General features: G+C 64.0%; 22 protein-coding genes and 2 pseudogenes. 10 read left to right on the forward strand and 14 right to left on the reverse strand.

The features are described from left to right. The first annotated feature begins 54 nt into the window (after positions 1–54). The 3 genes from ACMNAY_RS01835 to ACMNAY_RS01845 are packed head-to-tail and all read left to right on the forward strand — an operon-like array spanning position 55 to position 3,119. Positions 55–1,503: an NAD(P)/FAD-dependent oxidoreductase gene (locus tag ACMNAY_RS01835; protein WP_418718176.1), complete on the forward strand. Its 1,449-nt coding sequence runs from the start codon at positions 55–57 to the stop codon at positions 1,501–1,503. Then, a complete protein-coding gene (locus ACMNAY_RS01840) occupies positions 1,496–2,761 on the forward strand; it encodes an NAD(P)/FAD-dependent oxidoreductase (protein WP_394977641.1) in 1,266 nt (421 codons plus the stop codon). The genes ACMNAY_RS01835 and ACMNAY_RS01840 overlap by 8 nt, the downstream gene beginning before the upstream one ends. 4 nt (positions 2,762–2,765) lie before the next feature. Continuing rightward, positions 2,766–3,119 (forward strand): DUF1667 domain-containing protein, encoded by a 354-nt coding sequence (locus ACMNAY_RS01845; protein WP_394977643.1) that lies wholly within the window; start codon positions 2,766–2,768, stop codon positions 3,117–3,119. A gap of 54 nt (positions 3,120–3,173) precedes the next feature. Here ACMNAY_RS01845 and ACMNAY_RS01850 read toward each other — a convergent pair whose 3' ends face one another. Continuing rightward, positions 3,174–3,770 carry a TetR/AcrR family transcriptional regulator gene (locus ACMNAY_RS01850; protein WP_394977645.1) on the reverse strand — a complete coding sequence of 199 codons (597 nt, stop codon included), beginning with the start codon at positions 3,768–3,770 and terminating at the stop codon, positions 3,174–3,176. 144 nt (positions 3,771–3,914) lie between these two features. Then, positions 3,915–5,102 (reverse strand): M20 metallopeptidase family protein, encoded by a 1,188-nt coding sequence (locus tag ACMNAY_RS01855; RefSeq protein WP_394977647.1) that lies wholly within the window; start codon positions 5,100–5,102, stop codon positions 3,915–3,917. 216 nt (positions 5,103–5,318) lie between these two features. Between ACMNAY_RS01855 and ACMNAY_RS01860 the strand changes: the two genes are divergently transcribed. The 4 genes and pseudogenes from ACMNAY_RS01860 to ACMNAY_RS01875 all read left to right on the forward strand — a co-directional run bounded on the left by ACMNAY_RS01860 (position 5,319) and on the right by ACMNAY_RS01875 (position 7,327). Then, entirely contained in the window at positions 5,319–5,531 is a 213-nt protein-coding gene (locus ACMNAY_RS01860; protein ID WP_394977649.1) for a hypothetical protein, read from the forward strand. Next, positions 5,480–6,184 carry a hypothetical protein gene (locus tag ACMNAY_RS01865; protein WP_418718177.1) on the forward strand — a complete coding sequence of 235 codons (705 nt, stop codon included), beginning with the start codon at positions 5,480–5,482 and terminating at the stop codon, positions 6,182–6,184. The genes ACMNAY_RS01860 and ACMNAY_RS01865 overlap by 52 nt, the downstream gene beginning before the upstream one ends. A gap of 17 nt (positions 6,185–6,201) precedes the next feature. Beyond that, positions 6,202–6,722: pseudogene (locus tag ACMNAY_RS01870) on the forward strand (hypothetical protein). A 98-nt stretch (positions 6,723–6,820) separates the two neighbouring features. Continuing rightward, complete coding sequence (locus tag ACMNAY_RS01875; RefSeq protein WP_394968544.1) at positions 6,821–7,327, forward strand: MarR family winged helix-turn-helix transcriptional regulator; 507 nt, start codon at positions 6,821–6,823, stop codon at positions 7,325–7,327. Between the two features lie 69 nt (positions 7,328–7,396). Here the strand turns inward: ACMNAY_RS01875 and ACMNAY_RS01880 are convergent, their stop codons facing one another. From ACMNAY_RS01880 to ACMNAY_RS01910, 7 genes are all read right to left on the reverse strand, one after another. Then, positions 7,397–7,984, reverse strand: a complete 588-nt coding sequence (locus tag ACMNAY_RS01880) for a TetR/AcrR family transcriptional regulator (RefSeq protein WP_418718178.1) — start codon at positions 7,982–7,984, stop codon at positions 7,397–7,399. A gap of 38 nt (positions 7,985–8,022) precedes the next feature. After that, a complete protein-coding gene (locus ACMNAY_RS01885; RefSeq protein WP_418718179.1) occupies positions 8,023–9,408 on the reverse strand; it encodes a M14 family zinc carboxypeptidase in 1,386 nt (461 codons plus the stop codon). Beyond that, the gene (locus tag ACMNAY_RS01890) at positions 9,405–10,409 is read right to left on the reverse strand and encodes an oligopeptide/dipeptide ABC transporter ATP-binding protein (RefSeq protein WP_394977658.1); all 1,005 of its coding nucleotides are present in this window, start codon (positions 10,407–10,409) and stop codon (positions 9,405–9,407) included. The genes ACMNAY_RS01885 and ACMNAY_RS01890 overlap by 4 nt, the downstream gene beginning before the upstream one ends. Continuing rightward, the gene (locus ACMNAY_RS01895) at positions 10,402–11,373 is read right to left on the reverse strand and encodes an ABC transporter ATP-binding protein (protein ID WP_394968548.1); all 972 of its coding nucleotides are present in this window, start codon (positions 11,371–11,373) and stop codon (positions 10,402–10,404) included. The genes ACMNAY_RS01890 and ACMNAY_RS01895 overlap by 8 nt, the downstream gene beginning before the upstream one ends. Positions 11,374–11,381: 8 nt before the next feature. Beyond that, complete coding sequence (locus tag ACMNAY_RS01900; protein ID WP_418718180.1) at positions 11,382–12,233, reverse strand: ABC transporter permease; 852 nt, start codon at positions 12,231–12,233, stop codon at positions 11,382–11,384. Positions 12,234–12,243: 10 nt separating this feature from the next. Beyond that, complete coding sequence (locus ACMNAY_RS01905; protein WP_418718181.1) at positions 12,244–13,209, reverse strand: ABC transporter permease; 966 nt, start codon at positions 13,207–13,209, stop codon at positions 12,244–12,246. 89 nt (positions 13,210–13,298) lie between these two features. Further along, positions 13,299–14,888 (reverse strand): ABC transporter substrate-binding protein, encoded by a 1,590-nt coding sequence (locus ACMNAY_RS01910; protein WP_418718182.1) that lies wholly within the window; start codon positions 14,886–14,888, stop codon positions 13,299–13,301. Between the two features lie 318 nt (positions 14,889–15,206). Between ACMNAY_RS01910 and ACMNAY_RS01915 the strand changes: the two genes are divergently transcribed. Genes ACMNAY_RS01915 through ACMNAY_RS01925 form a run of 3 tightly spaced genes read left to right on the forward strand, consistent with a single transcriptional unit; the run spans position 15,207 to position 17,243 of the window. After that, the gene (locus ACMNAY_RS01915) at positions 15,207–16,433 is read left to right on the forward strand and encodes a C69 family dipeptidase (protein WP_418718183.1); all 1,227 of its coding nucleotides are present in this window, start codon (positions 15,207–15,209) and stop codon (positions 16,431–16,433) included. An 18-nt stretch (positions 16,434–16,451) separates the two neighbouring features. After that, positions 16,452–16,736, forward strand: a complete 285-nt coding sequence (locus ACMNAY_RS01920) for a DUF6506 family protein (protein ID WP_394968552.1) — start codon at positions 16,452–16,454, stop codon at positions 16,734–16,736. Positions 16,737–16,760: 24 nt separating this feature from the next. Next, entirely contained in the window at positions 16,761–17,243 is a 483-nt protein-coding gene (locus tag ACMNAY_RS01925) for a GNAT family N-acetyltransferase (RefSeq protein ID WP_394968553.1), read from the forward strand. 55 nt (positions 17,244–17,298) lie between these two features. Here the strand turns inward: ACMNAY_RS01925 and ACMNAY_RS01930 are convergent, their stop codons facing one another. The 5 genes and pseudogenes from ACMNAY_RS01930 to ACMNAY_RS01950 all read right to left on the reverse strand — a co-directional run bounded on the left by ACMNAY_RS01930 (position 17,299) and on the right by ACMNAY_RS01950 (position 23,827). Then, positions 17,299–18,099 carry an aldo/keto reductase gene (locus tag ACMNAY_RS01930; protein ID WP_394977667.1) on the reverse strand — a complete coding sequence of 267 codons (801 nt, stop codon included), beginning with the start codon at positions 18,097–18,099 and terminating at the stop codon, positions 17,299–17,301. Between the two features lie 22 nt (positions 18,100–18,121). Then, positions 18,122–19,939 (reverse strand): ABC transporter ATP-binding protein, encoded by a 1,818-nt coding sequence (locus ACMNAY_RS01935; protein ID WP_418718184.1) that lies wholly within the window; start codon positions 19,937–19,939, stop codon positions 18,122–18,124. Next, complete coding sequence (locus ACMNAY_RS01940; RefSeq protein WP_418718185.1) at positions 19,929–21,758, reverse strand: ABC transporter ATP-binding protein; 1,830 nt, start codon at positions 21,756–21,758, stop codon at positions 19,929–19,931. Before ACMNAY_RS01940 ends, ACMNAY_RS01935 begins: the two co-directional genes overlap by 11 nt. A 336-nt stretch (positions 21,759–22,094) precedes the next feature. Next, positions 22,095–22,550: an aconitase X swivel domain-containing protein gene (locus ACMNAY_RS01945; protein WP_418718186.1), complete on the reverse strand. Its 456-nt coding sequence runs from the start codon at positions 22,548–22,550 to the stop codon at positions 22,095–22,097. Continuing rightward, positions 22,547–23,827: pseudogene (locus ACMNAY_RS01950) on the reverse strand (aconitase X). The gene ACMNAY_RS01945 and the pseudogene ACMNAY_RS01950 overlap by 4 nt, the downstream one beginning before the upstream one ends. Between the last annotated feature and the right edge of the window lie 9 nt (positions 23,828–23,836).

Consider the following 23,836-nt stretch of genomic DNA (forward strand, 5'->3'; position numbering starts at 1 on the left):
TTGTTTTCACCGGTGGCGTTCCATCACCGGAACATTTGTTTTGGAGGTTTTTCTATGTACGATGTTGTCATCATCGGCTGCGGCGTGGTGGGCGCAGCCACGGCCTACGAGCTGGCCCGCTACAAACTGCGGGTGGCCGTGCTGGAGGCGGCGGCGGACATCGCTGCCGGCACCACCAAGGCGAACAGCGCCATCATCCACGCCGGCTACGACCCCGAGCCGGGCACTCTGATGGCCCGGCTGAACGTGGAGGGCAACCGCCTCACCGGCGAGATCTGCGAAAAGCTGCAGGTGCCCTTCAAACGGGTGGGCTCGCTGGTGGTGGCGTTCAGCCCCGAGCAGCTGCCCACACTGCAGACGCTCTGCGACCGGGGCTGCAAAAACGGCGTGCCCGGGCTGCGGCTGCTCTCCGGCGGGGAGGCCCGGGCCATGGAGCCGGGGCTTTCGGAGGAAGTGTGCGGCGCGCTTTTGGCGCCCAGCGCCGGCATCATCGACCCCTGGGGCTTTGCCATCGCCATGGCCGAGACCGCGGTGCGGGGCGGCGTGGAGGTGCGGCGGGACTGCCCGGTGACCGGCATTGAGGATACCGGCGCGGGCTTTGTGCTGCACACGCCTCAGGGCGACGTGACCGCCCGCTTTGTGCTGAACGCCGCCGGCGTGGACGCCGACCGGGTACACGAGATGCTGGAACCCAATGACTGGGAGACCCTGCCCAGCCGGGGCGAATACTACCTGCTGGACAAATCCGAGCACGACCGGGTGAGCCGGGTCATCTTCCAGTGCCCCGGCCCGGAGGGCAAGGGCGTGCTGGTGGCCCCCACCATCCACGGCAACCTCATCTGCGGCCCCAACGCCCAGAGCGTGGAGGACCGGCTGGACCTGGGCGACACCGCCGCCGGCATGGAGGAGGTGCGGCGCAAGGCCGCCCGCAGCGTGCCCGGCGTGGAGTGGCGGCAGAACATCCGCAACTTCGCCGGCCTGCGGGCCAACACCACCCGCAGCGATTTCATCATTGAGGAGAGCAAGGCCCACCCCGGCTTCATCGACCTGGCGGGCATCAAGAGCCCGGGCCTTTCCAGCGCGCCGGCCATCGCGAAACTGGCGGCGGAAATGCTCAAAGCCGACGGCCTTGCCCTGGAGCCCGACCCGGATTTTGTGGACAAACGGGAGCACATCGTGTTCAAGAACCTCTCCGCCGAGGAGAAAAACGAGCTCATCCGCCGCGACCCCCGCTACGGCCGGGTGGTCTGCCGGTGCGAGACCATCACCGAGGGCGAGATCGTGGCGGCGCTGCACAGCCCCATCCCGCCCCGCACCATCAACGGCGTCAAGCGCCGGTGCAACGCGGGCATGGGCCGCTGCCAGGGCGGCTTCTGCGGCCCCCGGGTGCAGGAGATCATCGCCCGGGAGCTGAGGCTCGACCAGGCCGAAGTGATGCTGGAACAGGCGGGCAGCACCATCCTGACGGGCAGGACCAAGACGGGAGGGAACGGAAATGTATGATCTGATCGTGGTGGGCGGCGGCCCTGCGGGCCTTGCCGCCGCCTGCAAAGCCTGGGACGAGGGCGTGAAAAACATCCTTGTACTGGAGCGTGACAAGGAACTGGGCGGCATTCTGAACCAGTGTATCCACAACGGCTTCGGTTTGCAGCGCTTCAAGGAAGAGCTCACCGGCCCGGAGTATGCCGGGCGCTACATCGACATGCTGAAGGCCACCGGCGTGCAGGTCAAGCTGGACACCATGGTGCTTCAGGTGGTGCCGGGCGAGGACGGCGCGCCCCATCAGGTGCACGCCATCAACGGCGCCGACGGCTACATGGTGCTGGAGGCCAAGACCATCGTGCTGGCCATGGGCTGCCGGGAGCGCACCCGGGGCGCCATCAGCACCCCCGGCGAGCGGTGCGCCGGCGTGTTCACCGCCGGGGCGGCCCAGCGCTTTCTCAACATGGAGGGCTACATGGTGGGCCGCCGGGTGGTCATCCTAGGCAGCGGCGACATCGGCCTCATCATGGCCCGCCGCATGACCCTGGAAGGGGCCAAGGTGCTGGCCTGCGTGGAGCTGATGCCCTATTCCGGGGGCCTTACCCGCAACATCGTCCAGTGTCTGGAAGACTACGGCATCCCCCTCTATCTCTCCCACACCATCACCGACATCAAGGGCCACGAGCGGGTGGAGCAGGTGACGGTGAGCAAGGTGGGCCCCGACCGGCGGCCCATCCCCGGCACCGAGATGGTGTTCGACTGCGACACAGTGCTTTTGAGCGTGGGCCTCATCCCCGAAAACGAGCTGACGCGGCAGGCGGGCATCGCCATGGACAAACGCACCAGCGGCGCGGTGGTGTTTGAGAACATGGAGACCGGCGTGCCGGGCATCTTCGCCTGCGGCAACGTGGTGCACGTCCACGATCTGGTGGACTACGTCTCCGCCGAGAGCGAGCGGGCGGGCGCGGCGGCCGCGGCCTATGTGCAGGGCAAACACGCGGCGGGCGAGGCGCTGGAGCTGAAAAACGGCGACGGCGTGAGTTACACCGTGCCCCAGCACCTGCGGCTGGACGCGCTGGAAAAGCCCGCCCGGGTGTTCTTCCGGGTGAACCGGGTGACCCACGCCGCCGAGGTGCTGGCCACCGACGCCGACGGCAAGACCGTGGCCCGCTTCAAGCGGGAGCACATGGCCCCCGGCGAGATGGAGCAGGTGGCACTGCCGCCGCAGCTTTTGAAACAGGCCAGGGGCCCCGTGACCCTGAGCATCCGGGAGGTGTGACGCCATGAAGGAACTGATCTGCATCGTGTGCCCCCGAGGCTGCCACTTGAAGGTGGACGAGGAAAACGGCTGGGCCGTCACCGGCAACTTCTGCCCCAAGGGCGCGGAGTACGGCCGCACCGAGCTGCAAAACCCCACCCGGGTGCTCACCACCACCGTCTGCGTGGAGGGGGGGCTTTACCCCCGCATCCCGGTCAAGACCAGCCGGGCCATTCCCAAGGGGCTTTTGATGGACGCCATGGCCGAGGTGGCCAAGGTGCGCCTGACCGCGCCGGTGCGCCGGGGCCAGGTCATCCTGCCCGACCTGCTGGGCACCGGGGCCGACCTTGTGGCCAGCCGGGACATGGACGCGCTGTGAGCGCCCGCTCAATACCGAACAAAAAAAGGAACGCCCCGCCGGGGCGTTCCTTTTTTATTCCTCTGTTTGCAGCAGCGGCTTGATCACTTCGCCCATCACGAAGTCCATCCGGGCGGTAAGGTCATAGTCCGGGGCGTTGTGGATGACCCAGTCAAAGACCACGCCCCGGGCGCAGGTCATCAGGTACCCGCGCCACTGGGCCGCCGTGCGGCGGCGGCTGGCCCGGCCGTCGCTCTGATAGCCGGCCAGCAGATTTTCCAAAATCAGCTCAAAGTTCTCGTTGCCCTGAAAGATCTCCCGATTTTTGGGGATCGCCAGCAGCTGTACATATTCCATGCCCATGCCCTCGTTCAGCCGGGCATACTGGCGGAAGTATTCCAGCAGCACTTCTTCCGGCGGCTGTTCCAGCACCCCGGGCTCCTCGAAGGCGCAGAAGAAATCGTCGGCGCGGATGAACATCTCGCCGTAGAGGTCGGCCTTGGAGGGGTAGTAGTGATACAGCGTTCCGATGCCCACCCCCGCCGCTTGGGCGATCTGCTCCACGCTCACGCTCTGGTAGCCGTGTTTTCGGAAGAGCTCCGTGCCGCAGCGGTAGATCTTCTGTTTCGTTTCCTGGGCCTGCATGGCTCGCTTGGTCATTTTCTTTTCCATCAGCGCCACCTCGTTTGCTCACAGCGTGCTTTCGTTCATTATAGCAAGTTCCCGCCCCGTTCTCAACCGCCCCGCAGAAAAGGCCCGCCGGCGCTCCCTTTTCAGAGAGAGCCGGCGGGCCCTGTTCATGCCGGGACGAAACGGTCAGCCGTTTTTGCGCAGCCAGTCCAGCGCAACGGCGCAGAAGGCCGCGGCGCCCTTGTGCATCACGTCCTCGTTGAAGGTGACCTTGGGGTTGTGATGGGCCCAGGGATAGCCCTCCTCGGCGGTGCCGGCGGAGAGCAGCATGTAGCAGGAGTCCACCTTCTGGGAAATTTCGCTCCAGTCGTCGGAGCCGGTGAGCGGCACCTCCATGTCCCCCACCGGCCGGCCGGTGAGTTCTTCGACGCATTCCATCACGCTTTCGGTGAAGGCGGGCGCGTTGTACACGCAGGGGATGCCCTGGGTGAAGGTGACCTTCACCTGCACGCCGAAGGCCTGGCCCACGCCGGCGCAGATGGCCTCGATGCGCTGTTTCATCCGGGCGCGGGTGTCCTCGGAGACGGTGCGCAGGGTGCCCACCAGCTGGGCGGTCTCGGGCAGCACGTTGGCGGCGGAGCCGCTCTGGAACTGGCCGATAGTCAGGGTGCACTGCTCGAAGGGCGGGATCTCCCGGGCCAGAAGGTTCTCAAAGGCCTGATAGATGTGCACCCCGGCGTTGATGGGGTCCACGCCGTCCTGGGGCATGCTGCCGTGGGTGCCCTTGCCGGTGACGGTGACGGTGTCGCAGGAGGACATCAGCGCCCCCTTGCGGGAGAAGAAGGTGCCCGCGGTGTAGGGCGCGTTGGACCAGATGTGCATGGAGAAGGCCGCGTCCACATGGGGGTCCTCCAGGATGCCATCCTCCAGCATGGCCTGGCGGCCCGAAAAGCCCAGGGGGTTGGTGCCCTCCTCGTCCGGCTGGAACATCAGCTTCACGCAGCCGTTCAGCTCGCTCTCGTGCTCCTTCAGCAGCTTCGCCGCGCCCAGCAGCATGGCGGTGTGCAGGTCGTGGCCGCAGGTGTGGGCCGCGTCGTCCTTGGCGGCAAAGGCAAGGCCGGACTCCTCCTTCATGGGCAGGGCGTCCATGTCCGCCCGCAGCAGGATGGTCTTGCTGCCCGGCTTGCCCAGGGTGGCCACAACGCCCGCTTTGCTCATGCGCCGGGGCTCATAGCCCAGCTCCCGCAGCTTTTCTTCCACAAAGGCGCAGGTCTCGGTCAGCTCAAAGCCCACTTCCGCGTGGCTGTGCAGCCAGCGGCGGTTTTCCACCAGCTCCGGCTGCAGTTCTTTTGCGCGTTCCAACAGTTTGTTCATCACAGCTTCGCCTCCCAGCGGATGTGCTCCGCGCCTTTTTTCACGGCGCGGAAACTTTTTGTTGAAAAGGGTTGTTTTTTCCGAACTCACGTGATGGAATCTGTTCATGGAATCAATTCGATGAACTCATTCTACAAAATTTTTCTCCCGCTGTCAACCGCCTTCTTCGCCCGGCGCGGAAAAGGCCCCCCCGAATGATCGAAAGGAGCAATTCTTGTGAAAAAGCAAAAGAAGCAATTTCGCATGCCCACCGCGTTCACGGTGCTGATCCTGCTCACCATCGTGGTCGCCATCATCACCCAGTTCATCCCGGCCATCACTCCTGCCACGGCGGCCGACGTGATCATGGCCCCCATCGACGGTGTTTTGCCAGCGCGATGGGCGTTGCCCTGTTCGTGCTCATTCTGGGCGGCTTTTTGGGCGTGGTGATGAAGACCGGCGCGCTGAACGCGGGCATCACCGCCGTTGCGAAAAAGCCGAACGGAAAAGAGACCTGGATGATCCCGATCCTGATATTCCTCACCAGCTTGGGCGGCACCACCTACGGCATGGCGGAGGAGACCATCGCCTTCTACGCCCTGGTGACCTCCACCATGGTGGCGGCGGGCTTTGACTCCCTCACCGCGGCCTCCACCATCCTGTTGGGCTCCACCGCCGGCGTGCTGGGCTCCACGGTGAACCCCTTCAGCATCTCCGCCAGCGTGGCGGCGCTGAACACCGCGGGCATCGAGACCAACCAGACCGTCATCATTCTGGTGGGCGGCCTCTCGTGGATCCTGTGCTATATCGTGGGCGTGACCTTTGTGCTGCGCTATGCCCACAAGGTGAAGGGGAACAAGGCCGCCTCGCTGCTGACCAGCGAGGAGTGGGCCGAGGTGGAGAAGGAGTACGGCGGCGAAAAGAAGCCGGAGGCCGACTCTGTTTTCACCCTGCGCCAGAAGATCGTGATGGTGCTGTTCGGCCTTTCCTTCGTTGTGATGATCGTGGGCATGGTGCCCTGGAGCTCCTTCGGCATCCACCTGTTGACCACACCGGCTTTTTGCCCCGCAAGAACCTGGGCGACTGGTACTTCAGCGAGCTGACCGCCTGGTTTTTGCTGATGGGCATCGTGATCGGCCTTGTCTACGGCCTGAAGGAGCGGGACATCGTGAACTCCTTCCTGACGGGCGCGGGCGACCTGATCGGCGTGGCGCTGGTCATCGCGGTCTCCCGCGGCGTGTCGGTCATCATGAGCAACACCGGCCTGGACATGTATATCCTGGAAAAGACCTCCGAGGCGCTGCAGGGCACCTCTTCCCTGCTGTTCACCGGCTGCTCCTATGTGGTGTATCTGCTGCTGTCGGTGCTCATTCCCTCCTCTTCAGGTCTGGCCACCGTGTCCATGCCCATCATGGGGCCCCTGGCCCAGAACCTGGCCTTGTGCCCGAGATCATGGTGTGCGTGCTCAGCGGCGCCTGCGCGCTGGTGAACGGCATCACCCCCACCAGCGGCACCCTGATGGGCGCCATCGCCATCTGCCGCATCGAGTACACCACCTGGGTGAAATACATCTGGAAGCCCCTTGCCATGATGCTGGTGCTGCACATCGTCATCCTGTCGGTGGGCATGGCCGTTCTGTGACCTGACGCGCCGCATCCCGCGCATTGACATCTCCGTTGCCGCTGTGATAGTATCATCTTACCGTGGAACATCACGCGGGCAAAGGAGGCGTTTATCCCGTGGGAACTGAATGGATGGGCCGGTACCGGCCGCTGGTGGCCGCCCTTGTGAAGCATACCAATGTGGTGCAGCGCGCCGCCGGGCGCACCGTGCGGCTCTCCGATGAGCTGAGCCTGACGACGCAGGAATGGCAGGTCTTTGAATACATTCTGGAGCATCAGGACGACGACTCCTGCATGAACCACATCTCCGAGCGGCTGGGCATCCCCCAGAGCACTTTCTCCAAGATCACCAAGTATCTCTGCGAGCAGGGCCTGGTGGACAAATACCAGACCGAGACCAACCGCAAGAACATCATTCTGCGGCCCTCCCCCGACGGAGTGGACCTCTACCGCCAGCAGACCTCCACCGTGGGGCTGGCGATGTTCGGCGACTTTTTCCGGGACCTGGAGGGCGTGAGTGACGAACAGCTGGCGGCTTTCACCGCCGCGCTGGAACGGCTGAACGCCTCCCTGGCGCAGAACGGGCGCACCGGCGAAAAGCCCCGCCTCATCAAAAAGACCTGACCTTCGGCAGACAAAGAGCCCCCGGCCAGCCGCGAAACGCGGCCGGCCGGGGGCTCTTTTTTGTTGTTTTCATTCGGCGCTGTCCTGCACGCCGATGCCGTTCTGGAAGAAACGGTAATAGACGTACTCCTTCATGTTGGCCTGCAGCACCGGGTCGGTGATGCCGCACTGGTCGAAGTAGTTGAACAGGTTGAAGGAAATGGAGGCGAAGAAATAGGCCGCCAGGTCCTCGTCCACGTCCCGCCGCACCCGGCCGGCGTACTTTTCCGCCCGCAGCTTGCGGCTGATGATGGGATAGAGGATGTCCTGCTCCACCTGCAAAAGCCGGTCCCGTATCTCCCGGTGGGCGTTGCCGATGCGCATGCAGGCGGCGAAGAAGTCGTTGTCCAGTGCGTCGTCGTAGACGTTGACGAAGCGGTAGACCAGCGCGTAGTCCTCGTAGCGGGTGCGCCCGATGAGGTCACGGTAGGCATAGATGAGCAGGTCGTCCCGGCTCTCGAAGTAGCGGTAGAAGGTGGTCAGGTCGATGCCCAGCTCCCCCGTTAAAAAGCGGATGGTGATGTCCTCGAAGGGATAGCGGACATAGGCCTCCTTCCCCTTTTTCAGCAGCAGCTCCCGCTTTGCCTCGGGCAGGCGCAGAAAAGCCTCTTTTTCCATAGTTTCCCCCAGCGCGGGGCCCGCCGGGCGGCCCGCGTTCAATTCATTCCGTGCACATAGTCCGCGTAGAGCAGACCGCACTCCAGCTGCACCTTGACCAGATGGGCGATGGGGATGGCCTTGTAGTGGAAGAGCTTTTCCATCGCCGCCAGATTCTCACACTCCTTATTATACAGGGAATCGGCGGCTTTTTCCAGCTGGCCGCGCACTTCGGGGGCAAGGTCCGGCTTTTTCAGCTCCTCCTGGCAGGCGCGGCGCAGCAGCACGATGCTGAGGTTGGAGTAAAAGCGGGTGGTGAGCAGGTTGTCGAACTCCTGGCAGACGGTGGCGGGCTTTTCCATCTCCGGGTCGGAGCGGGCCCACTCCATCTTGGCGGCGGAGTGGCTCTCCATGCCCACCCGCTCCCGCACGGCCAGATAGAACTGGTTGTCGGCGGAGAAGAATTTTTCCAGCCGGTCGAACACCGGCTTCCAGGCGCTGAAATACTCCTGGGCCACGGCGCAGCTCTCCAGAATGACCTCCCGGCGGCTGCGGCTGGTGAGGCTGGTGTCGGAGACCCGCTCGTCCACGTAGTAGGGCATCTCGGTGACCAGGATCTGGGTGCTGCCGCCGTCCCGGTTGGCGTATTCATAGCTGCATCCGCCACCGCTCATCAGGGAGGCGGTGGGGGTGTCCGGCATGAACTTCTCCAGATAGTCGTAGTTGTCCTTGGCGCCGGTCATCTCGTACACCGCGTCGTACAGGCCCTTGCAGTAGGGCATTTCCGGCTCGCCCAGCTTCAGGTCCACGCCGTATTTGGCGGGCACGGTGAGGAACTTCTTATACAGCTCCTCGTCGCCGCTGGAGAGATACCAGTAGCAGCCGCCGAAGCCGCAGTTGTGCAGCGAGTAGATGAAGGCGGGCTTGGTCTTGTCGATGAGGCCCATGATGCACCGGGTCTCGGGGGTGGGGGCGTCGAAGTGGTAGGTCTTGTAGTCGAAGGGGAAGGACCATTCCACCTGCTGGTCAAAGGCGGGACGGAAAAAGTTGTGCTGGTACTGGGTGATGGTGAAGGGGCCTTTCAGCCAGCCCTCGTTTTTGGCCAGGCCGTCCACGTCGCTGGACTTGACGATGTAGAAGGTGTAGTCCAGCGCCTTGCGCAGCTGCTCGTCCTCGGCCAGAATGCGGCTGAGGGCGTCCAGCATCATGCTGCCGATGGGCTCGTTGGGGTGGGGCGTGCCGTAGAGCAGGGCGTTTTTGCTGCCCTGGCCGATCTTCAGGCAGTAGATGGGGCGGCCCTCCTTGGAGCGGCCCGCCTCGAACAGCTCCACCACATCGGGGTACTCCTTCGCCAGCTGGAAGGAATGCTGGTTCAGCTCGTCCACGGTGTAGAACTCCTGATAATCCGGCACGCGGGCCAGGATGGATTCCATGTCAAAGTTCATTGGATCACTCCCTCATTCACAAGATGGCAGGCGACCACACGCCCGTCGGGCAGGCGAGTCTCCTGCGGGTATTCCTGCCTGCACTTTTCGCAGGCGCGGGGGCAGCGGTCGGCAAAGTAGCAGCCGGGACCCGGGTCCACCGGGGAGGGCGGCTCGCCCTCCACATGGATCTTCTCCACGTGGCTGTCGATGTCGATGGAGGCGCAGTTGGACACCAGTGCCTGGGTGTAGGGGTGCATGGGATGCTGGATGAGGGCATCGGTGTCGCCCATCTCCACGATGCGCCCCAGATACATCACCGCCGTGCGGCTGGCCACATAGCGGATGACCGCGATGTCGTGGCTGATGAACAGGATGGAGGTCTGGTACTTCTTGGTCAGGTCCAGCAGCATGTTGATGATATCCGCCCGGACCGACACGTCCAGCATGGAGACCGGCTCGTCCACCACCAGGAACAGGGGGTTGACGCTCATGGCCCGCAGAATGGAGATGCGCTGCAGCTGGCCGCCGGAGAGCTCATGGGGATAGCGCCCCAGAAAATCCTCCGCCGGGGACAGGCCGCCGTCCTCCAGCAGCTGCACGATGCGCCGGCGGCGCTCCTCTTCGCTGCCGCCCAGGCAGTTTATCTCCAGCGGGCGCAGCATGATCTGCTCGATGGTCTCGGTGGGCAGAAAGGTGTCGAAGGGGTTCTGGAACACCATCTGCACCATCTGGTGAAAGGCCTTGGGGTCCTTTTGCAGGATGGCCCGGGCGCTCTCGCCGTTGATGCGCACGTCGCCCGCGGTGGGCGCTTCCAGATTCACCAGGGTGCGGCCCATGGTGGACTTGCCGCAGCCGGACTCGCCGATGACGCCGAAGATCTCGCCCTTGCGTATCTCAAAGCTGACGCCGCCCACCGCCTGCACCATCTTCTTCTTTTTGAACAGGCCGCCGGTGCCGCGGTTTTTGTAGAATTTTTTCAGCCCTTCCACTTCAATAAGGGCGTTTTGCCGGTTATCCATTTGCTCCTCCTTTGCAGCGGTGGCAGGCTGCCCGGTGGATGCCTCCCAGCTCCACGTCCGCCGGGCGCTGGGCATAGCAGCGCTCGTCGGCATAGGGGCAGCGGGGCGCGAAGATGCACCCGGGGCACTCCTTGGACATGTCCGGCAGGATGCCGGGGATGGACTTGAGGGCCGTCTTTTCGCCGTAGAGCGACGGGAAGGAGGCGATGAGGCCCTGGGTGTAGGGGTGCTGGGGGTTCTTGAGGATGTCCTCCACCGTGCCGAACTCCATCAGCCGTCCGGCGTAGAGCACCAAAATCTTTTTGCAGCTGGTGGCCACCACCGAGAGGTCGTGGGTGATCATCAGCCGGGTGATGGACATGGTCTTTTCCATCTCCATCAGCTCGTCCAGGATCTGCCCCTGGGTCACCACGTCCAGGGCGGTGGTGGCCTCGTCCATGATGAGCAGCGCCGGGCTGAACATGATGCTCAGCGCGATGTTCAGCCGCTGCTGCATGCCGCCGGACAGCTCGAAGGGATACATGTTGTAGATGCGGGGGTTCAGGTTCACCTTTTCGAACAGCCCGCAGATGATCTCTTTCATCTGCGCCTTGGCGGCCCGGGGCTCGTGCACCCGGTAGACGTCCTCGAACTGCTCGCCGATGGTGTGGATCTGGCTGAGGCTGTTCATCGAGCGCTGGAACACCACCGCGATCTCCTTCCAGCGCAGCTTGCGCAGGGTCTTTTCATCGCAGGTGAGCAGGTCGGTGTCGTCAAACCAGATGTGCCCCTGGGTCTCGCCGGTCTTTTCCGGCAGCAGGCGCAGAAGGGCGTGGATCATGGTGGATTTGCCCGAGCCGGACTCGCCGATGATGCCCAGGCTGTCGCCCGCGTCCACCGAGAAGGAGACGTGATCCACCGCCCGGACCTGTTTTTCCTTGCCGTGGTAGACCACGCTCAGGTCTTCTATGTTCAGTTTGTTCATGCCTTTTCCTACTTTCTGCTCTGGAGCTTGGGATTCATGGCGTAGTTCAGCCCGTCGCCGATCATGTAGAACACGATGACCACCAGCATGATGGCAAGGCCGGCGAACAGCGAGATCCACCACCCGTTCACCAGATAGGACTTGCCGGACATGATCATCTGGCCCCAGCTGACCACATTGGTGTCGCCCAGGCCCAGAAAGCTCAGGCTGGCCTCGGTGAGGATGGCCTGGGCCACGTTCATGGTGGTGTTGGCGATGATGGGATAGATGCCGTTGGGCACGATGTAGTGGAAGAGGATGCGCCCCTTGGATTCGCCGATGGTCTGGGCGCTCTTGACGTAGGTGCGCTCTTTCAGCGACATGACCTGGGCGCGCATCATGCGGGCGTTGCTGGGCCAGCTGGTGAGGGCGATAATGACCATGACGTTGAACATGCTGCTGCCGAACATGGCCACCACGATGAGGATGAGGAAGAAGGACGGGATCATCAAAAAGATGTTGGTGACCTCGGTGAGCAGCTTGTCGGCAATGCCGCCGAAGAAGCCCGCCAGCGCACCCAGCACCACGCCGATGGCCCCGGACAGGGCCGCCGCGATGATGCCGATCTTCAGCGAGGTGCGCCCGCCGTAGAGGATCATGCTCAGCACGTCCTCGCCCATGTAGGTGGTGCCCAGCAGGTGGCCGCCGGTGAGGGGGGCCACCAGAAGGTCGTCGCTGAGGTAATAGGGGTCATAGGGCGAAAGCACCGGGGCCAGCACCGCCAGCAGCAGGATGACCGCGAAGAACACCAGACCCCACAAAAGCTTGGGGCTGATGCGCACATAGCCGGCAAAAATGGTGAGAAAGTTTTTCTTTTTCATGGCGCGCACCTCATTCGTAGTGGATCCGGGGGTCCAGCTTGGCGTAGACCAGGTCCACCAGGATCATCACCGCCGCCACCGACACCGCCAGGATGATGTAAACGCCCATGAGCACGTTGTAATCGCGGTTGCTGATGGCGTTGAACATCATGATGCCGATGCCCGGCCAGGAGAACACCGTCTCCACCAGGGTGGAGCCGGACACCACATAGGCCAGGTTGATGCCGAACACGGTGACCACCGGCAGGATGGCGTTCTTGAGCACATATTTGCGGAAAATTTTGCCCTCGCTCATGCCGGTGATGCGGAAGGTGGTGATGTAGTCGTCGGTGAGCACCTGGCACACCGAGGACTTGGTGATGCGGAAGTAGGCCGGGATCTGGATGAGGGTGAGGGTGGCCACCGGCAGCACCATGTGCCGGGCCACGTCCACCACCCGGGCAAAGCCGGTGGCGCCAAGGCGCATGTCATACATGCCCTGGGTGGGCAGCCAGCCCAGCTTGGAGGCGAACACCAGAATGAGCATCATGCCCAGCCAGAAGGAGGGCATGGAGTTGCAGATGTAGGCCCCGGTGGAGAAGGTGCGGTCGGCGTTGCCGCCGGTGCGCTGGCCGGCCACAAGGCCCAGGGAGGTGCCCAGCACAAAGGCCAGCACCGCGCTGGTGCCCGACAGCAGCAGCGACGCGCCGAAGCGCTCGCCGATGAGGGACACCACCGAGGCGTTGTTGTAGTAAGACTCGCCCAAGTCGCCCCGCACCAGGCGGCTCAGGTAGGTGATGAACTGCACCGGGATGGGCTTGTCCAGGTTGTATTTGGCGGTGATGGCCGCCTTGAACTCCTCGCTGGGGTTATCGAAGCCCGCCATGATGGTGGCGGGGTCGCCCGGCGCCAGCCGGATGATGACGAAGTTCAGGCCCACCACCACCAGCACCACGATGAGCGCGGTGAAGATGCGCTTGATGAAATATTTTCCCATGGCTTTTCCCCTTGTGAAAAAGGGAGCATATGAGCCGGAGCGCCGTGTGAAACGGCGCTCCGGCCTTTGTGCTCCCTTTCGGTTTACACTTACTTGTTGATGGTCACCTTGCTGAAGTTGTAGGCGTTGATGTCATCCACATCGGTGTCGATGTAGGGCAGGCCCGAGATGTAGGAGGGGCAGGCGTAGTAGCCGGCGTACTCCACCAGGGGCAGGATGGGCAGATCCTGGCTGAGGATGGTCTGCACTTCCTTGTAGTACTCGCCGCGCTGGGTCTCGTCGGTGATGACACGGGCCTTGGCCAGCAGGTCGTCCACTTCGGTGTTGGAGTAGAAGGAGACGTTCAGGCCGCCGCCGGTGCCCACGCGGTTGGTCATGTTGTCGGGGTCGGGGCCCTGGAAGCCGGCCATCATGCACATGTCATAGTTGCCGGCAAAGACCTTCTCCACCCAGGCGCCTTCTTCCAGCTCCTCGATGGTGGCGTCGATGCCGATGGCAGCCAGCTGGCTCTTGATGACCTTGGCGCAGTCGGCGTAGGTGCCGCCGGTGAACACCAGGAAGGACAGGTGCAGGTAGTAGCCGTCGGCGTCCTTGGTGTAGCCGGCGTCCTCCAGCAGCTGGATGGCGCCCTCCACATCCTGCTCGCCGATGTCGGCGTCGGCGTTGTAGGCCCAGTCAAGGAAGGGCGGATAGAAGCCGTAGGCGGGAGCCTGCAGGCCGTTGGTGCCCTTGGTGGAGATCTCCTCCCGGTCCAGAGCCTTGGCCACGGCCTGACGCACCGCCAGGTCAGAGGTGTACTCGCCGTTCATGTTGAAGCACAGCTGGAAGCGGCGGCCGGCGGACAGGCAGCCCACCTTGTAGTTGGAGTCGGCTTCCAGGGCGGCCACGCTGGAGGCGGGCACGTCGGTCAGATAGTCCAGCTCACCGTTCATGAATGCCTGATAGGCGGTGTCGGTGTCGGTGCTGATGACGTAGATGACCTTGTCGATGGAGGGCTCGCCGCCGAAGTAGTCGGGGTTCTTCTCCAGGGTGATGCTCACGCCGCTCTGCTCGCTGACGAACTTGAAGGGGCCGGTGCCCACGGGCGCGGTGGTGGCGGCGGCGCAGGTGGTCCAATCCTCGTCGGTGTCGAACAGGTGCTGGGGCAGGATGCTGTTGTTGTACCATGCCAGGCTGGACAGGAAGGGCGCGCTGGGCTTCTTCAGGGTGATGACGAAGGTGTTGTCATCGGGGCACTCCATGGTGTCCACCACGGCCAGATCGCCGGCCAGATAGCCGTTCTCCTCAATGATCTTTTCGTAGGTGAACTTCACGTCCGCGGAGGTGAAGGGCTCGCCGTCGTGCCACTTCACGCCCTGGCGCAGGTGGAAGGTGTAGGTGAGGTTGTCCTCCGAGATCTCCCAGCTCTCGGCCAGATCGGGGATGATCTCTTCGTTGTTGTTCAGCGTCAGCAGGCCGCTGTAGAGGTTGCAGGCCACGTGATAGGCATAGTCGTCGGTGTTGGCGTCCGGGTTGAAGCTGGTGGGGTCGCCGCCAAGGCCGACCAGCAGCACCTTCTCCCCGCCCGCTTCGGACGCGCCGGTGCTGGCCGTGCCGGAGCCGGTCGTGCCGCCGCCGCAGGCCGCCAGGCTCAGCGCCATGACCGCGGCCATCAGCATTGATAACACTTTCTTTTTCATGATGATTCCCCTCTCTATTGAATTTTTGCCTCGCAAGAAAGCAATCAATTACACAACATCGTGCAATCATGTTTGTATTTTATCAATTTAACTCGGTAAAGTCAACGGGAAATCGCAGGTTTTTACAAAAAAATACAAAAAAGGTCATTTCGTCCGTTTTGAAAGCGCTGGCCAAACGGGCCGCAAACCATCTGCCGGAGCGGGTTTGCGGCCTTTTTTGCGCGGGCGGCAGGGCCTTGCCCCCTTGCGCCGCAAAGCGTATAATGAAGGAAAAATATGCGCCGCCGCCAACCGCGCGGCGCAAGGGAGGGACCGTTCATGTGCGATACCCTGGGCCGGGTGGTGAACGAGGGGCTGGCTCTGTTTGCCAAAAACAGCGACCGCAGCCCCAACGAACCCCAGGTCATCGAATACCGGCCTGCCCGGGACCACCGGGAAAAGGAGCTGCGGGCCACTTACCTGACCATTGAGCAGGCGCCCCACACCTACGCCACCCTGCTCAGCCGCCCCGCCTGGATGTGGGGCGCGGAGATGGGCGTGAACGAGCACGGGGTGTGCATCGGCAACGAGGCGGTGTTCACCAAGGGCCGCTACGCCTCCGCCGGCCTCACCGGCATGGACCTGGTGCGCCTTGCACTGGAGCGCTCGGCCAGCGCCGGGCAGGCGGCCGAGCTCATCCCCCGGCTGCTGGAGCAGTACGGCCAGGGAGGCGACTGCGGCTATGACCACAGCTTTTTCTACGACAACGCCTTCCTCATCCTGGACCGCCGGGAGGTCTGGCTGGTGGAGACAGCGGGCAAAAAGTGGGTTCGCCGCAAGGTGAGTGCGGGCAGCATCTCCAACCGTCTTTCCATCGGTGCGGAGAGGGATGAATACAGCACCGGAGCGCCCTTCGATTTTGCCGGGCGCTTCCGCGAGCCGGTCTACTCCCATTTTTCCGGCTCGAAGCAGCGCCTTGCCCAGACCGCGCCCCTGGCCGCGAAAGCCGAAAGCGCGGCGGACATGATGGCCGCACTGCGCACCCACCGGGCGGGTTCTTCCCCGCTGACCAAGGGCGACGTGGCCAGCGTCTGCATGCACGCCGGGGGCCTTGTGGGCGACCACACCACCTCGTCCATGGTGGTGGAACTGGGCGAGCGCGTCACCCTCTGGCTCACCGGCAGCTCCACCCCCTGCCTCTCCCTCTTTGTGCCCTGGGAATTCGGGGCCGAGCCTCAGGCCCCGGTGTTCGCCGCGGGCCGGGCGGAGGAGGCCGCCCGCTGGTGGCGGCAGCGGGAAGCCTTTGCCCGCGCCTGGGTGGGCCGCACCCCGCCGCCGGAGTTTTACGCCGAACGGAACGCTCTGGAAGAGAAGTGGCTGGCACTGCCCGCCGGGGAGGAGCGGAACCGCCGCGCCGGGGAGGAGGCCGCGGCCTTCTTCGCGAAGTGGGCCCCCGCGGCAGAGCAGGCGGGCCCCCGCCGGGGCGCGGGGCGCTTTTTGCGCTATTGGGAAAACAAAGACCAGGCGCTGGCACAGCCGGAGCGCCCGGTGGTGAGCGGCGGCTAAGCCGCGGGAGGTGACGGGATGACCTTTGCATTCATCATCATGGGAGACTTCGACCCCCGGCAGGACCGGGCGGCCATCCACGGCGGCAGCGCCCGCATGGTGGGCGTTGCGGACCTGGACCAGGCCTGCGAGGCCGCGCGGGAGCTCTGCGCGGCGGGGGTGGAGTGCGTCGAACTGTGCGGCGCCTTTGGCGAAGAGGGGGCCCGCCGCGTCATCGAGGCCACCGGCGGCAAAGTGCCGGTGGGCTATGTGACCCATCTGCCCCAGCAGGACGCGCTGTACGCGGCGGTGTTCGGGCATTGAACAAAACAAGGGAGGACAGCGAGCATGAACAGCGCGCCTGATTTTCGGTATGCACGGCGGGAGGACACGCCCCTCATCCTGCAATTCATCAAGGAGCTTGCCGACTACGAAAAGATGCTGGACGAGGTGGTGGCCGACGAGGCCACGCTGGAGGAATGGCTTTTCGACAAGCAGAAGGCGGAGGTCATCTTTGTGATGGCCGATGGCACGGAGGCGGGCTTCGCCCTCTTCTTCCACAACTTCTCCACCTTCCTGGGCCGGGCGGGGCTTTATCTCGAGGACCTGTATGTGAAGCCGGAATACCGGGGCCAGGGCTACGGCAAAGCCATCCTAAAAAAGCTGGCGCAAATCGCCGTGGAGCGGGGCTGCGGGCGACTGGAATGGTGGTGCCTGGACTGGAACCGGCCCAGCATCGACTTCTATCTCTCGCTGGGCGCAGAGCCCATGTCCGACTGGACGGTGTACCGCATCGCCGGCGACACCCTCGCCGCCCTGGCGGAAAACTGAAAAAACAGGCAGGCCCCGGAGCCGATGGCTCCGGGGCCTGCTTTTTTGCTTTGATTCAAAACCAGCCGAACAGGGAGCGCCCCTCGTCCAGGGCGGCGATGGCGCGACGCTCTTCGTCGGTGAGGGAAAAGTCGAAAATGTCCAGGTTCTCCCGCAGCCGCTCCCGATGGGCAGACTTGGGCAGCACCGGGATGCCGTTCTCCACCAGATAGCGCAGGGCCGTCTGGGCGGCGGTCTTGCCGTGACGGCGGCCCGCCTCGGCCAGCACCGGCTCGGCAAAGATGTTCCGCCGCCCCTCGGTGAAGGAGGCCCAGGCCTGCATCCGCGTGCCCTTTTTCTCCAGCAGCTTTTTCAGCGCCAGCTGCGGGTGATACACATGGGACTCCACCTGGTCCACCGCCGGCGTGACCCGGCAGTGTTTGAGAAAGCCCAGATACTCCTCCCCGCTGAAGTTGGAAAGGCCCACCGCCCGCACCAGCCCCGCCGCGCAGGCCTCCTCCATCGCCAGATACATCTCCGGCGCGGCCTCGTAGGGCTCGTGGATGAGCAAAAGGTCGATGTAGTCGGTCTGCAGCGCCTCCAGCGAGCGGGCGATGTCCTCCTTCGCCTTTCGGTAGCCGGCGCTGGGGGTGAACAGCTTGGTGGTGATGAAGACTTCCCGCCGGGGCAGGCCGCTCTTTTTCACGGCGCTGCCCACGATGTCCTCGTTCTCATACATGCGGGCGGTGTCCAGCAGACGGTAGCCCAGTTCCAGCGCGTCCAGAATGGCCCGCTCCCCCGCCTGGCCCCGCAGCTGCCAGGTGCCCAGACCCACCATGGGCATGGGCGCGCCGTTGTTGAGTGTGATGTATTTCATTCCTTTGCACATTGAAAAAACCTCACATTCTTTGCATCTGCTCCTGCTCGAACTGCCGGCGGTAGAGGTCGCGGTAATAGCCTTTTTTGCGGATGAGCTCGTCGTGGGTGCCCTGTTCCACAATGGCGCCGTCCCGCACCACCAGGATGAGGTCGGCGCGGCGGATGGTGGACAGGCGATGGGCGATCAAAAAGGAGGTGCGGCCTTTGAGAAGGAACTCCGTCGCCTCCTGGATGAGGCGCTCGGTTTTAGTGTCGATGGAACTGGTGGCCTCGTCCAGGACGAAGATGCGCGGGTCCGCCAGCACGGCCCGGGCAAAGGAGATGAGCTGCTTTTCGCCGGTGGAAAGGCGGTCGCCGCCCTCGCCCACGTCGCTGGCATAGCCCTTTTCCAGCTTCATGGCCACCTGGTCTGCCGAGACGGCCTTTGCCGCCGCGACGACCTCCTCGTCGCTGGCGTCCAGGCGGCCGTAGCGGATGTTTTCCATCACCGTGCCGGAGAACAGGTGCGGGCTTTGCAGCACATAGCCGATGCTGCTGTGCAGCCAGAGCTGGCTGCGCTCGCGGTAGTCCTTTCCGTCGATGAGCACCTGGCCGGAGGTGGGCTCGAAGAAACGGCAGGCAAGGTTGACCAGCGTGCTTTTGCCCGCGCCCGTCTCGCCCACGATGGCAATGGTGGACCCGGCGGGTATCTTCAGGTTGAAGTGAGACAGAACGTCCTCGCTGCCGTCTGGGTAGCGGAAGGAAACGTCCCGGAACTCGATGTCGCCGCGGATGGGTTCCCAGTTCTCCCGCTTCGGCTCGAAAACGGTGCCGTATTTCTCGATGACTTCGGGCGTGTCGGTGATGAGGGGCTGCTGCTCCAGCAGGCCCATCACCCGCTCGATGTTCGCCTGCAGCGAGAGGATGTCCGCGATGTTGCGGGCGATCTGCTGGATGGGCTCAAAGATGCCCACCGCATAAGAGGTGAAAGCCGACAGCGTTCCGATGAGCATCAGATGCTCCAGCGCCAGCGCGCCGCCCCGGGCCAGCACGATGGCCGTGGTCAGCGAGCTGAAAAACATCACCAGCGGGATGTAGACCGCCGAGAGCCGCGCCGCCCGCACCGACGACAGGCGCATGTCCTGGGTGACCGCCTCGAACTCGCGGCTGTTCTGCTCCTCGATGACCAGGGTCTTGGAGGTGCGCGCGCCCATGATGCCCTCGTTGTAGGCGCTGGTGATGCGGGAGTTCATCTTGCGCACCCGGCGGTTCCAGCGCAGGATGCGGTCCTGGAACCAGGCGGTGAGCAGCGCCATCACCGGCACGATGAGGATGACCGCCGCCGCAAGGCCGGGGTCCAGCGCGAACATGATGGCGAACACGCCCAACACGTAGAACACGGCCCACAGAACGTCCACCATGTTCCAGGCGATGATGGCGGCGATGCGGTTGGTGTCGCTCATGATGCGGGAGAGCAGATAGCCCACGGGGGTGACATTATAATAAGAGAGGGAGAGGGTCTGCAGGTGCACGAAGCAGGCGCGCTTCATGTCGCGGCCCAGCTGCATCTCGATGCGCATGGACCGCCGGGTGAAGAGGATGACCGCCAGCGCCTGCAGGCCGATGACGCAGCCGTAGAAAAGGGCGAAGCCCGGCAGGCCGGACACATCCCCCGTCTCGATGAATTCGTCGATGGCGTACCGCTGGAACAGCGGCAGGGCGATGTCGATGACGGCGCAGAAAACGTTCAGCACCAGCACCACGGCCACCAGGCCCCGGTAGGGCCGCAGAAAGGGCAGCAGCTTTTTCCAGGAGCGGATGTCGAAGGATTTTGTGTATTCCTGTTCGTCAAACCCCATGGCTCTCCCCTCCTTCCTCTGAAAACAGAAGGTCCCGGTCCTCCCCGGTCATCTGCAGGTCGTAAATTTCGCGGTAAAGGCCGTTTTTCGCCATCAGCTCCTCGTGGCTGCCCAGCTCCGCCACCCGGCCCTCTTGCAGCACGAGGATGAGGTCGGCCTGCATGAGGGTGGTGATGCGGTGGGAGATGAGGATGACCGTGGCCGCACCCTTGGCCTGATGGAGCGAGGCGCGAATCTGCGCGTCCGTCTCCGCGTCCACGGCGGAGAGGGAGTCGTCAAAAACGAGGATGGGCGCGTCCTGCATCAGGGTGCGCGCGATGGCCACCCGCTGCTTCTGCCCGCCCGAGAGGGTCACGCCCCGCTCGCCCACCACGGTGTCGTAGCCGTCGGCAAATTCCAGGATGGCCTCGTCCACGTGGGCCGTGCCGGCGTGGCGGCGCACCTCCTCCAGCGGCGCGCCGGGGCGCACGGCGGCGATGTTCTCCCGGATGGTGCGGGAGAAGAGGAAGGGCTCCTGCAGCACGATGCCGATGTTCCGCCGCAGCCAGGGGCGGCTGATGTCCTGAATGTCCACACCGCCCACGGTGATGCGCCCGCATCCCGGTGGCAGGTCGTAGAGCCGGTCCAGCAGGTGCATCATGGTGGATTTGCCGCTGCCCGTGGCCCCCAGCACCGCAAAGGTCCTGCCGGCGGGGATGGTGAAGCTCACGTCCCGCAGCACTGACTGCTCGCCGTAGGCGAAGGAGACGTGCTCGAACACGATGTCCCTGTCCATGGGCGGGGTCTGGGCGCTCGCCGGCTCCTGCTCCGGCTGGGAATCGAGAATGTAGGCCAGCCGCTCGATGGACACGCCCGCCTTACTCATCTCCGAGAGGATGCGCCCGAGGCCCCGCACCGGCCAGACCAGCGACTGATTATAGGACACGAAGGCCAGAAACTCGCCCAGGGTGATGGCCCCGTTCACCGTTTGCACCACGCCCACCGAGATGACGGTGAGGATCTGCAGGCCGGTGATGAAGTCGCCCACGCCCCAGTAGGCGCTGAGCAGCCGTCCCAGGCGGATCCACAGCGAGGCGAACCGCTCGTTCTTTTTGTCAAAGCGCTCCACCTCAAAGGCCTCCCGGCCGAAGGCGCGCACCACCCGCACGCCCGCCAGATTCTCCTGCACCGTGGCGGACAGTTCGCCCTCGGCCTCGTCCGCCGTCAAGAAGCGCCGCGCGATTTTCGAATAGAAAAGCACCGAGTAGAGCAGGATGACCGGCAGAAAGCCCGCGGCGATGAGGGTCATTTTTCCGTTCATCGACAGCATCACCGCCAGCGAGAAGCCCATCAGAAAGACAACCCGGAACACCTCCAGCAGCTGGTTGGTGACGAAGTTGCGCACCACCTCCACGTCGGAGGTGCAGCGCTGGATGATCTCGCCGGTGCTGTGGCGCACATGCCAGGCGTAGGGCAGGCGCTGGATGTGGCGGTAGAGTTCGTCCCGCAGGGACTTGACAAAGTTCTCGGAGGCGTTTGCCGTGCCCATGCGGCTGCCGTAGGTGCAAAGGCCCGCCAGCACCGCCACCGCCAGCAGAAAACCCGCCGCCGCCAGCAGCTGGGTCATGGGCCCGGCCGTCAGGAGGGCCTGGGGCGCAAGGGCCGTTACAATTTTGGGCAGCGGCTCCCCGCCCAGGATGGAGTCCACCGCCACCCGCACCACCTGGGGCGTGAGCGAAGAGAGCACCGTGTTGCCCATGGAAAACGCCAGCGTGAGGGCGAAAAGCCACAGATACGGCCGCAAAAAGCGCCAGATGAGCGCCTGTTTCGTTCGTTTCAAACCGTTCCCTCCCTTTTCCCAAAGAAAAACGCCCCCGGCACAAAGGCCGGAGACGCTGCATTCATCCCGCAAACGCCTGCCCCTCACGCAGGGCAGGTCGAAGGCGCGGACAGTCCGTTCCGGCTTTTCAGAGAGTTCGCATGTCCACTGAAACGCTTTTCGGTCATTCTGCCCGCCTCCTTTCTGCGTATGCACTGTGCTGCAAGGTCCACTATACCCTGCCCGTTTTGGGTTGTCAAGAGGGCCGCCGGGCGCCCCCGGGCCAGGGCGGCGGTTTTCGGCGGTTCGCCAAATTTTGAGCGCCGCTTCCCGGCAAAACAACGGTTTCCGCCCCGTTCAGATGGTGGGGCCGTCCACCTGCACCGTGCCGTCTTCCTTCACGGTGATGGTCATGCCGTCCTGCACGAAGTCCAGAAACTCCTCGCCCAGGCAGTCGATGACCGGTATCTGGGCGTTGTCCAGCCAGACGGCGGCCAGCACCGAGCCGGCGGCGGCCAGCGAGTCGATGGGGTTGGAGAACATCAAACAGGCCGGCTGGCGGTTCATGGAGCAGGCGCAGTAGAGCACCAGCCCGCCGGTGGTGGAGCCGATGGTCTGGGGCGGGCACAGGGCCTTGCCCGCCATGGGCTTGCCGTAGAGGTCGGGGTTGTTCTGGTCGCCGCAGGTTGCGGTCTTGTCGCCGAACTGCAGAGCCTTCTGGAAGGAGGCCAGGGTGTTCAGCCCCCCGTGGGAGACGAGGGCGGGTGCGCTCACGCAGCCGGGAGCCACCACGCGTCCGTGGAATTCTTTCATTTGCCTGCCGCTCCTTTCGTGATGATGTCCAGAATTTCCGCCTCGGTGTAGTAGCGGGCGGTGGTGTAGGTGCGCAGCTTGTTGGAGCAGGTGATGACCGGCATGGGCCCGCACAGGGGGTTGTTCATGTACATCAGCGGGCAGATGCAGGAGAGGATGGCTCCGGTGGCCGCCAGGCGGGCGGCGTAGCCGGTGGCCTCAAAGGCCTTTTTCACGCCGGGGGCGGTGGTGAACACAGTGGGCACGGCCAGCTTTTTGCGGCCCGCCGCCTTGAGGCCCTCTTCCAGCGCGTCCGTCCAGTCCTTCAGCTGCTGCAAACTCAGGTGGGGGCAGCCCACGAAGCAGAGCTTCGGCTTTGCGTCGGGGTTCTTCCACACCAGGGGGTAGCTCTCCTTCACCCGGCGCAGCTCCGCGTCGTCGATGACGTACTCCTTCGCGCCGGGGAGGATGAGGTCTTTGCCCTGCTGCTTTGCCTCGGGAGTGAGGCCGTCGATGTGGTAGAGGCCCACCGCGCCGTTGGATGCGGTGGCCTACCCGAAGTCCTTCAGGTAGGCGCAGGCGGAGTCGTCCAGCTCATTGCCCAGCCAGCGGTCCAGACCCACCACATAGGGCACGTCCTCCATCACCTTCATGCCGATGGCGGAGCCCAGCAGCTGGGCCTCCGGCTTTTCGGTGGTCTGGACCTTCACCACCCAGGAGGCCCTGCGGCCCTCGTCGGCGAGCAGGCCGAAGTAAGGCACGAAGCCGGCGATGGAGCCCATCAGGTCCATGATGCCGGAGTTGCGGTTGCACCGCGCGCCCAGCACCGAGTTTGCGTAGACCACCGCCGAGCTCTCGGCCCAGCTGAGCACCTCGCCCTGGGCGGGGCGGTTGCCCTGCTCGTCCAGGTAGCAGGCGCAGCTGAAGGCGTCGTCGTCCTTCAGGCCCAGGGCCTTCAGCTGGCCCTCGTAGAAGTCCTGCTTGCTGTACATGAACTTCTTGAAGACCGGGTTCTGCAAAAAGTTCGCGGGCACCTTGGGGTCCAGGGGCCGGGGGTCCGCCGAGAACTTCTGGCCGGACACCGCCCCCGCGGCGATGATCTGGTCCATCAGGTCATAGACCGGGCCCAGGGCCTTGAGGCCGAAGGAGGTGACCAGATGGTTGTAGCGGCTGGTGACGGGCACCATCTTCTCGGCCCCGAAAATTTCGCCGTACATGACCAGGGTCTTCATCACCTTGGCCATGGTCTGGCCCTTTTCGCCGTTCAAAAGGGCCTGCTGTTCCTGTGTTAGTTTCATGTTCGTTCC

It is taken from the genome of Candidatus Allofournierella merdipullorum, from assembly GCF_048426865.1.
GTDB classification, from domain to species: Bacteria; Bacillota; Clostridia; order Oscillospirales; family Ruminococcaceae; genus Allofournierella_A; species Allofournierella_A merdipullorum.

Excerpts from the sequence above, each read along its gene's own strand:
- ACMNAY_RS01855 (WP_394977647.1), bottom strand. The coding sequence starts at position 5,102 with ATGAACAAACTGTTGGAACGCGCAAAAGAACTGCAGCCGGAGCTGGTG.
- ACMNAY_RS01915 (WP_418718183.1), top strand. The coding sequence starts at position 15,207 with ATGTGCGATACCCTGGGCCGGGTGGTGAACGAGGGGCTGGCTCTGTTT.
- ACMNAY_RS01935 (WP_418718184.1), bottom strand. The coding sequence starts at position 19,939 with ATGGGGTTTGACGAACAGGAATACACAAAATCCTTCGACATCCGCTCC.
- ACMNAY_RS01865 (WP_418718177.1), top strand. The coding sequence starts at position 5,480 with ATGGGCGTTGCCCTGTTCGTGCTCATTCTGGGCGGCTTTTTGGGCGTG.
- ACMNAY_RS01850 (WP_394977645.1), bottom strand. The coding sequence starts at position 3,770 with ATGGAAAAGAAAATGACCAAGCGAGCCATGCAGGCCCAGGAAACGAAA.
- ACMNAY_RS01925 (WP_394968553.1), top strand. The coding sequence starts at position 16,761 with ATGAACAGCGCGCCTGATTTTCGGTATGCACGGCGGGAGGACACGCCC.
- ACMNAY_RS01910 (WP_418718182.1), bottom strand. The coding sequence starts at position 14,888 with ATGAAAAAGAAAGTGTTATCAATGCTGATGGCCGCGGTCATGGCGCTG.
- ACMNAY_RS01845 (WP_394977643.1), top strand. The coding sequence starts at position 2,766 with ATGAAGGAACTGATCTGCATCGTGTGCCCCCGAGGCTGCCACTTGAAG.
- ACMNAY_RS01930 (WP_394977667.1), bottom strand. The coding sequence starts at position 18,099 with ATGAAATACATCACACTCAACAACGGCGCGCCCATGCCCATGGTGGGT.
- ACMNAY_RS01885 (WP_418718179.1), bottom strand. The coding sequence starts at position 9,408 with ATGAACTTTGACATGGAATCCATCCTGGCCCGCGTGCCGGATTATCAG.
- ACMNAY_RS01840 (WP_394977641.1), top strand. The coding sequence starts at position 1,496 with ATGTATGATCTGATCGTGGTGGGCGGCGGCCCTGCGGGCCTTGCCGCC.
- ACMNAY_RS01920 (WP_394968552.1), top strand. The coding sequence starts at position 16,452 with ATGACCTTTGCATTCATCATCATGGGAGACTTCGACCCCCGGCAGGAC.
- ACMNAY_RS01945 (WP_418718186.1), bottom strand. The coding sequence starts at position 22,550 with ATGAAAGAATTCCACGGACGCGTGGTGGCTCCCGGCTGCGTGAGCGCA.
- ACMNAY_RS01895 (WP_394968548.1), bottom strand. The coding sequence starts at position 11,373 with ATGAACAAACTGAACATAGAAGACCTGAGCGTGGTCTACCACGGCAAG.
- ACMNAY_RS01880 (WP_418718178.1), bottom strand. The coding sequence starts at position 7,984 with ATGGAAAAAGAGGCTTTTCTGCGCCTGCCCGAGGCAAAGCGGGAGCTG.
- ACMNAY_RS01905 (WP_418718181.1), bottom strand. The coding sequence starts at position 13,209 with ATGGGAAAATATTTCATCAAGCGCATCTTCACCGCGCTCATCGTGGTG.
- ACMNAY_RS01890 (WP_394977658.1), bottom strand. The coding sequence starts at position 10,409 with ATGGATAACCGGCAAAACGCCCTTATTGAAGTGGAAGGGCTGAAAAAA.
- ACMNAY_RS01900 (WP_418718180.1), bottom strand. The coding sequence starts at position 12,233 with ATGAAAAAGAAAAACTTTCTCACCATTTTTGCCGGCTATGTGCGCATC.
- ACMNAY_RS01835 (WP_418718176.1), top strand. The coding sequence starts at position 55 with ATGTACGATGTTGTCATCATCGGCTGCGGCGTGGTGGGCGCAGCCACG.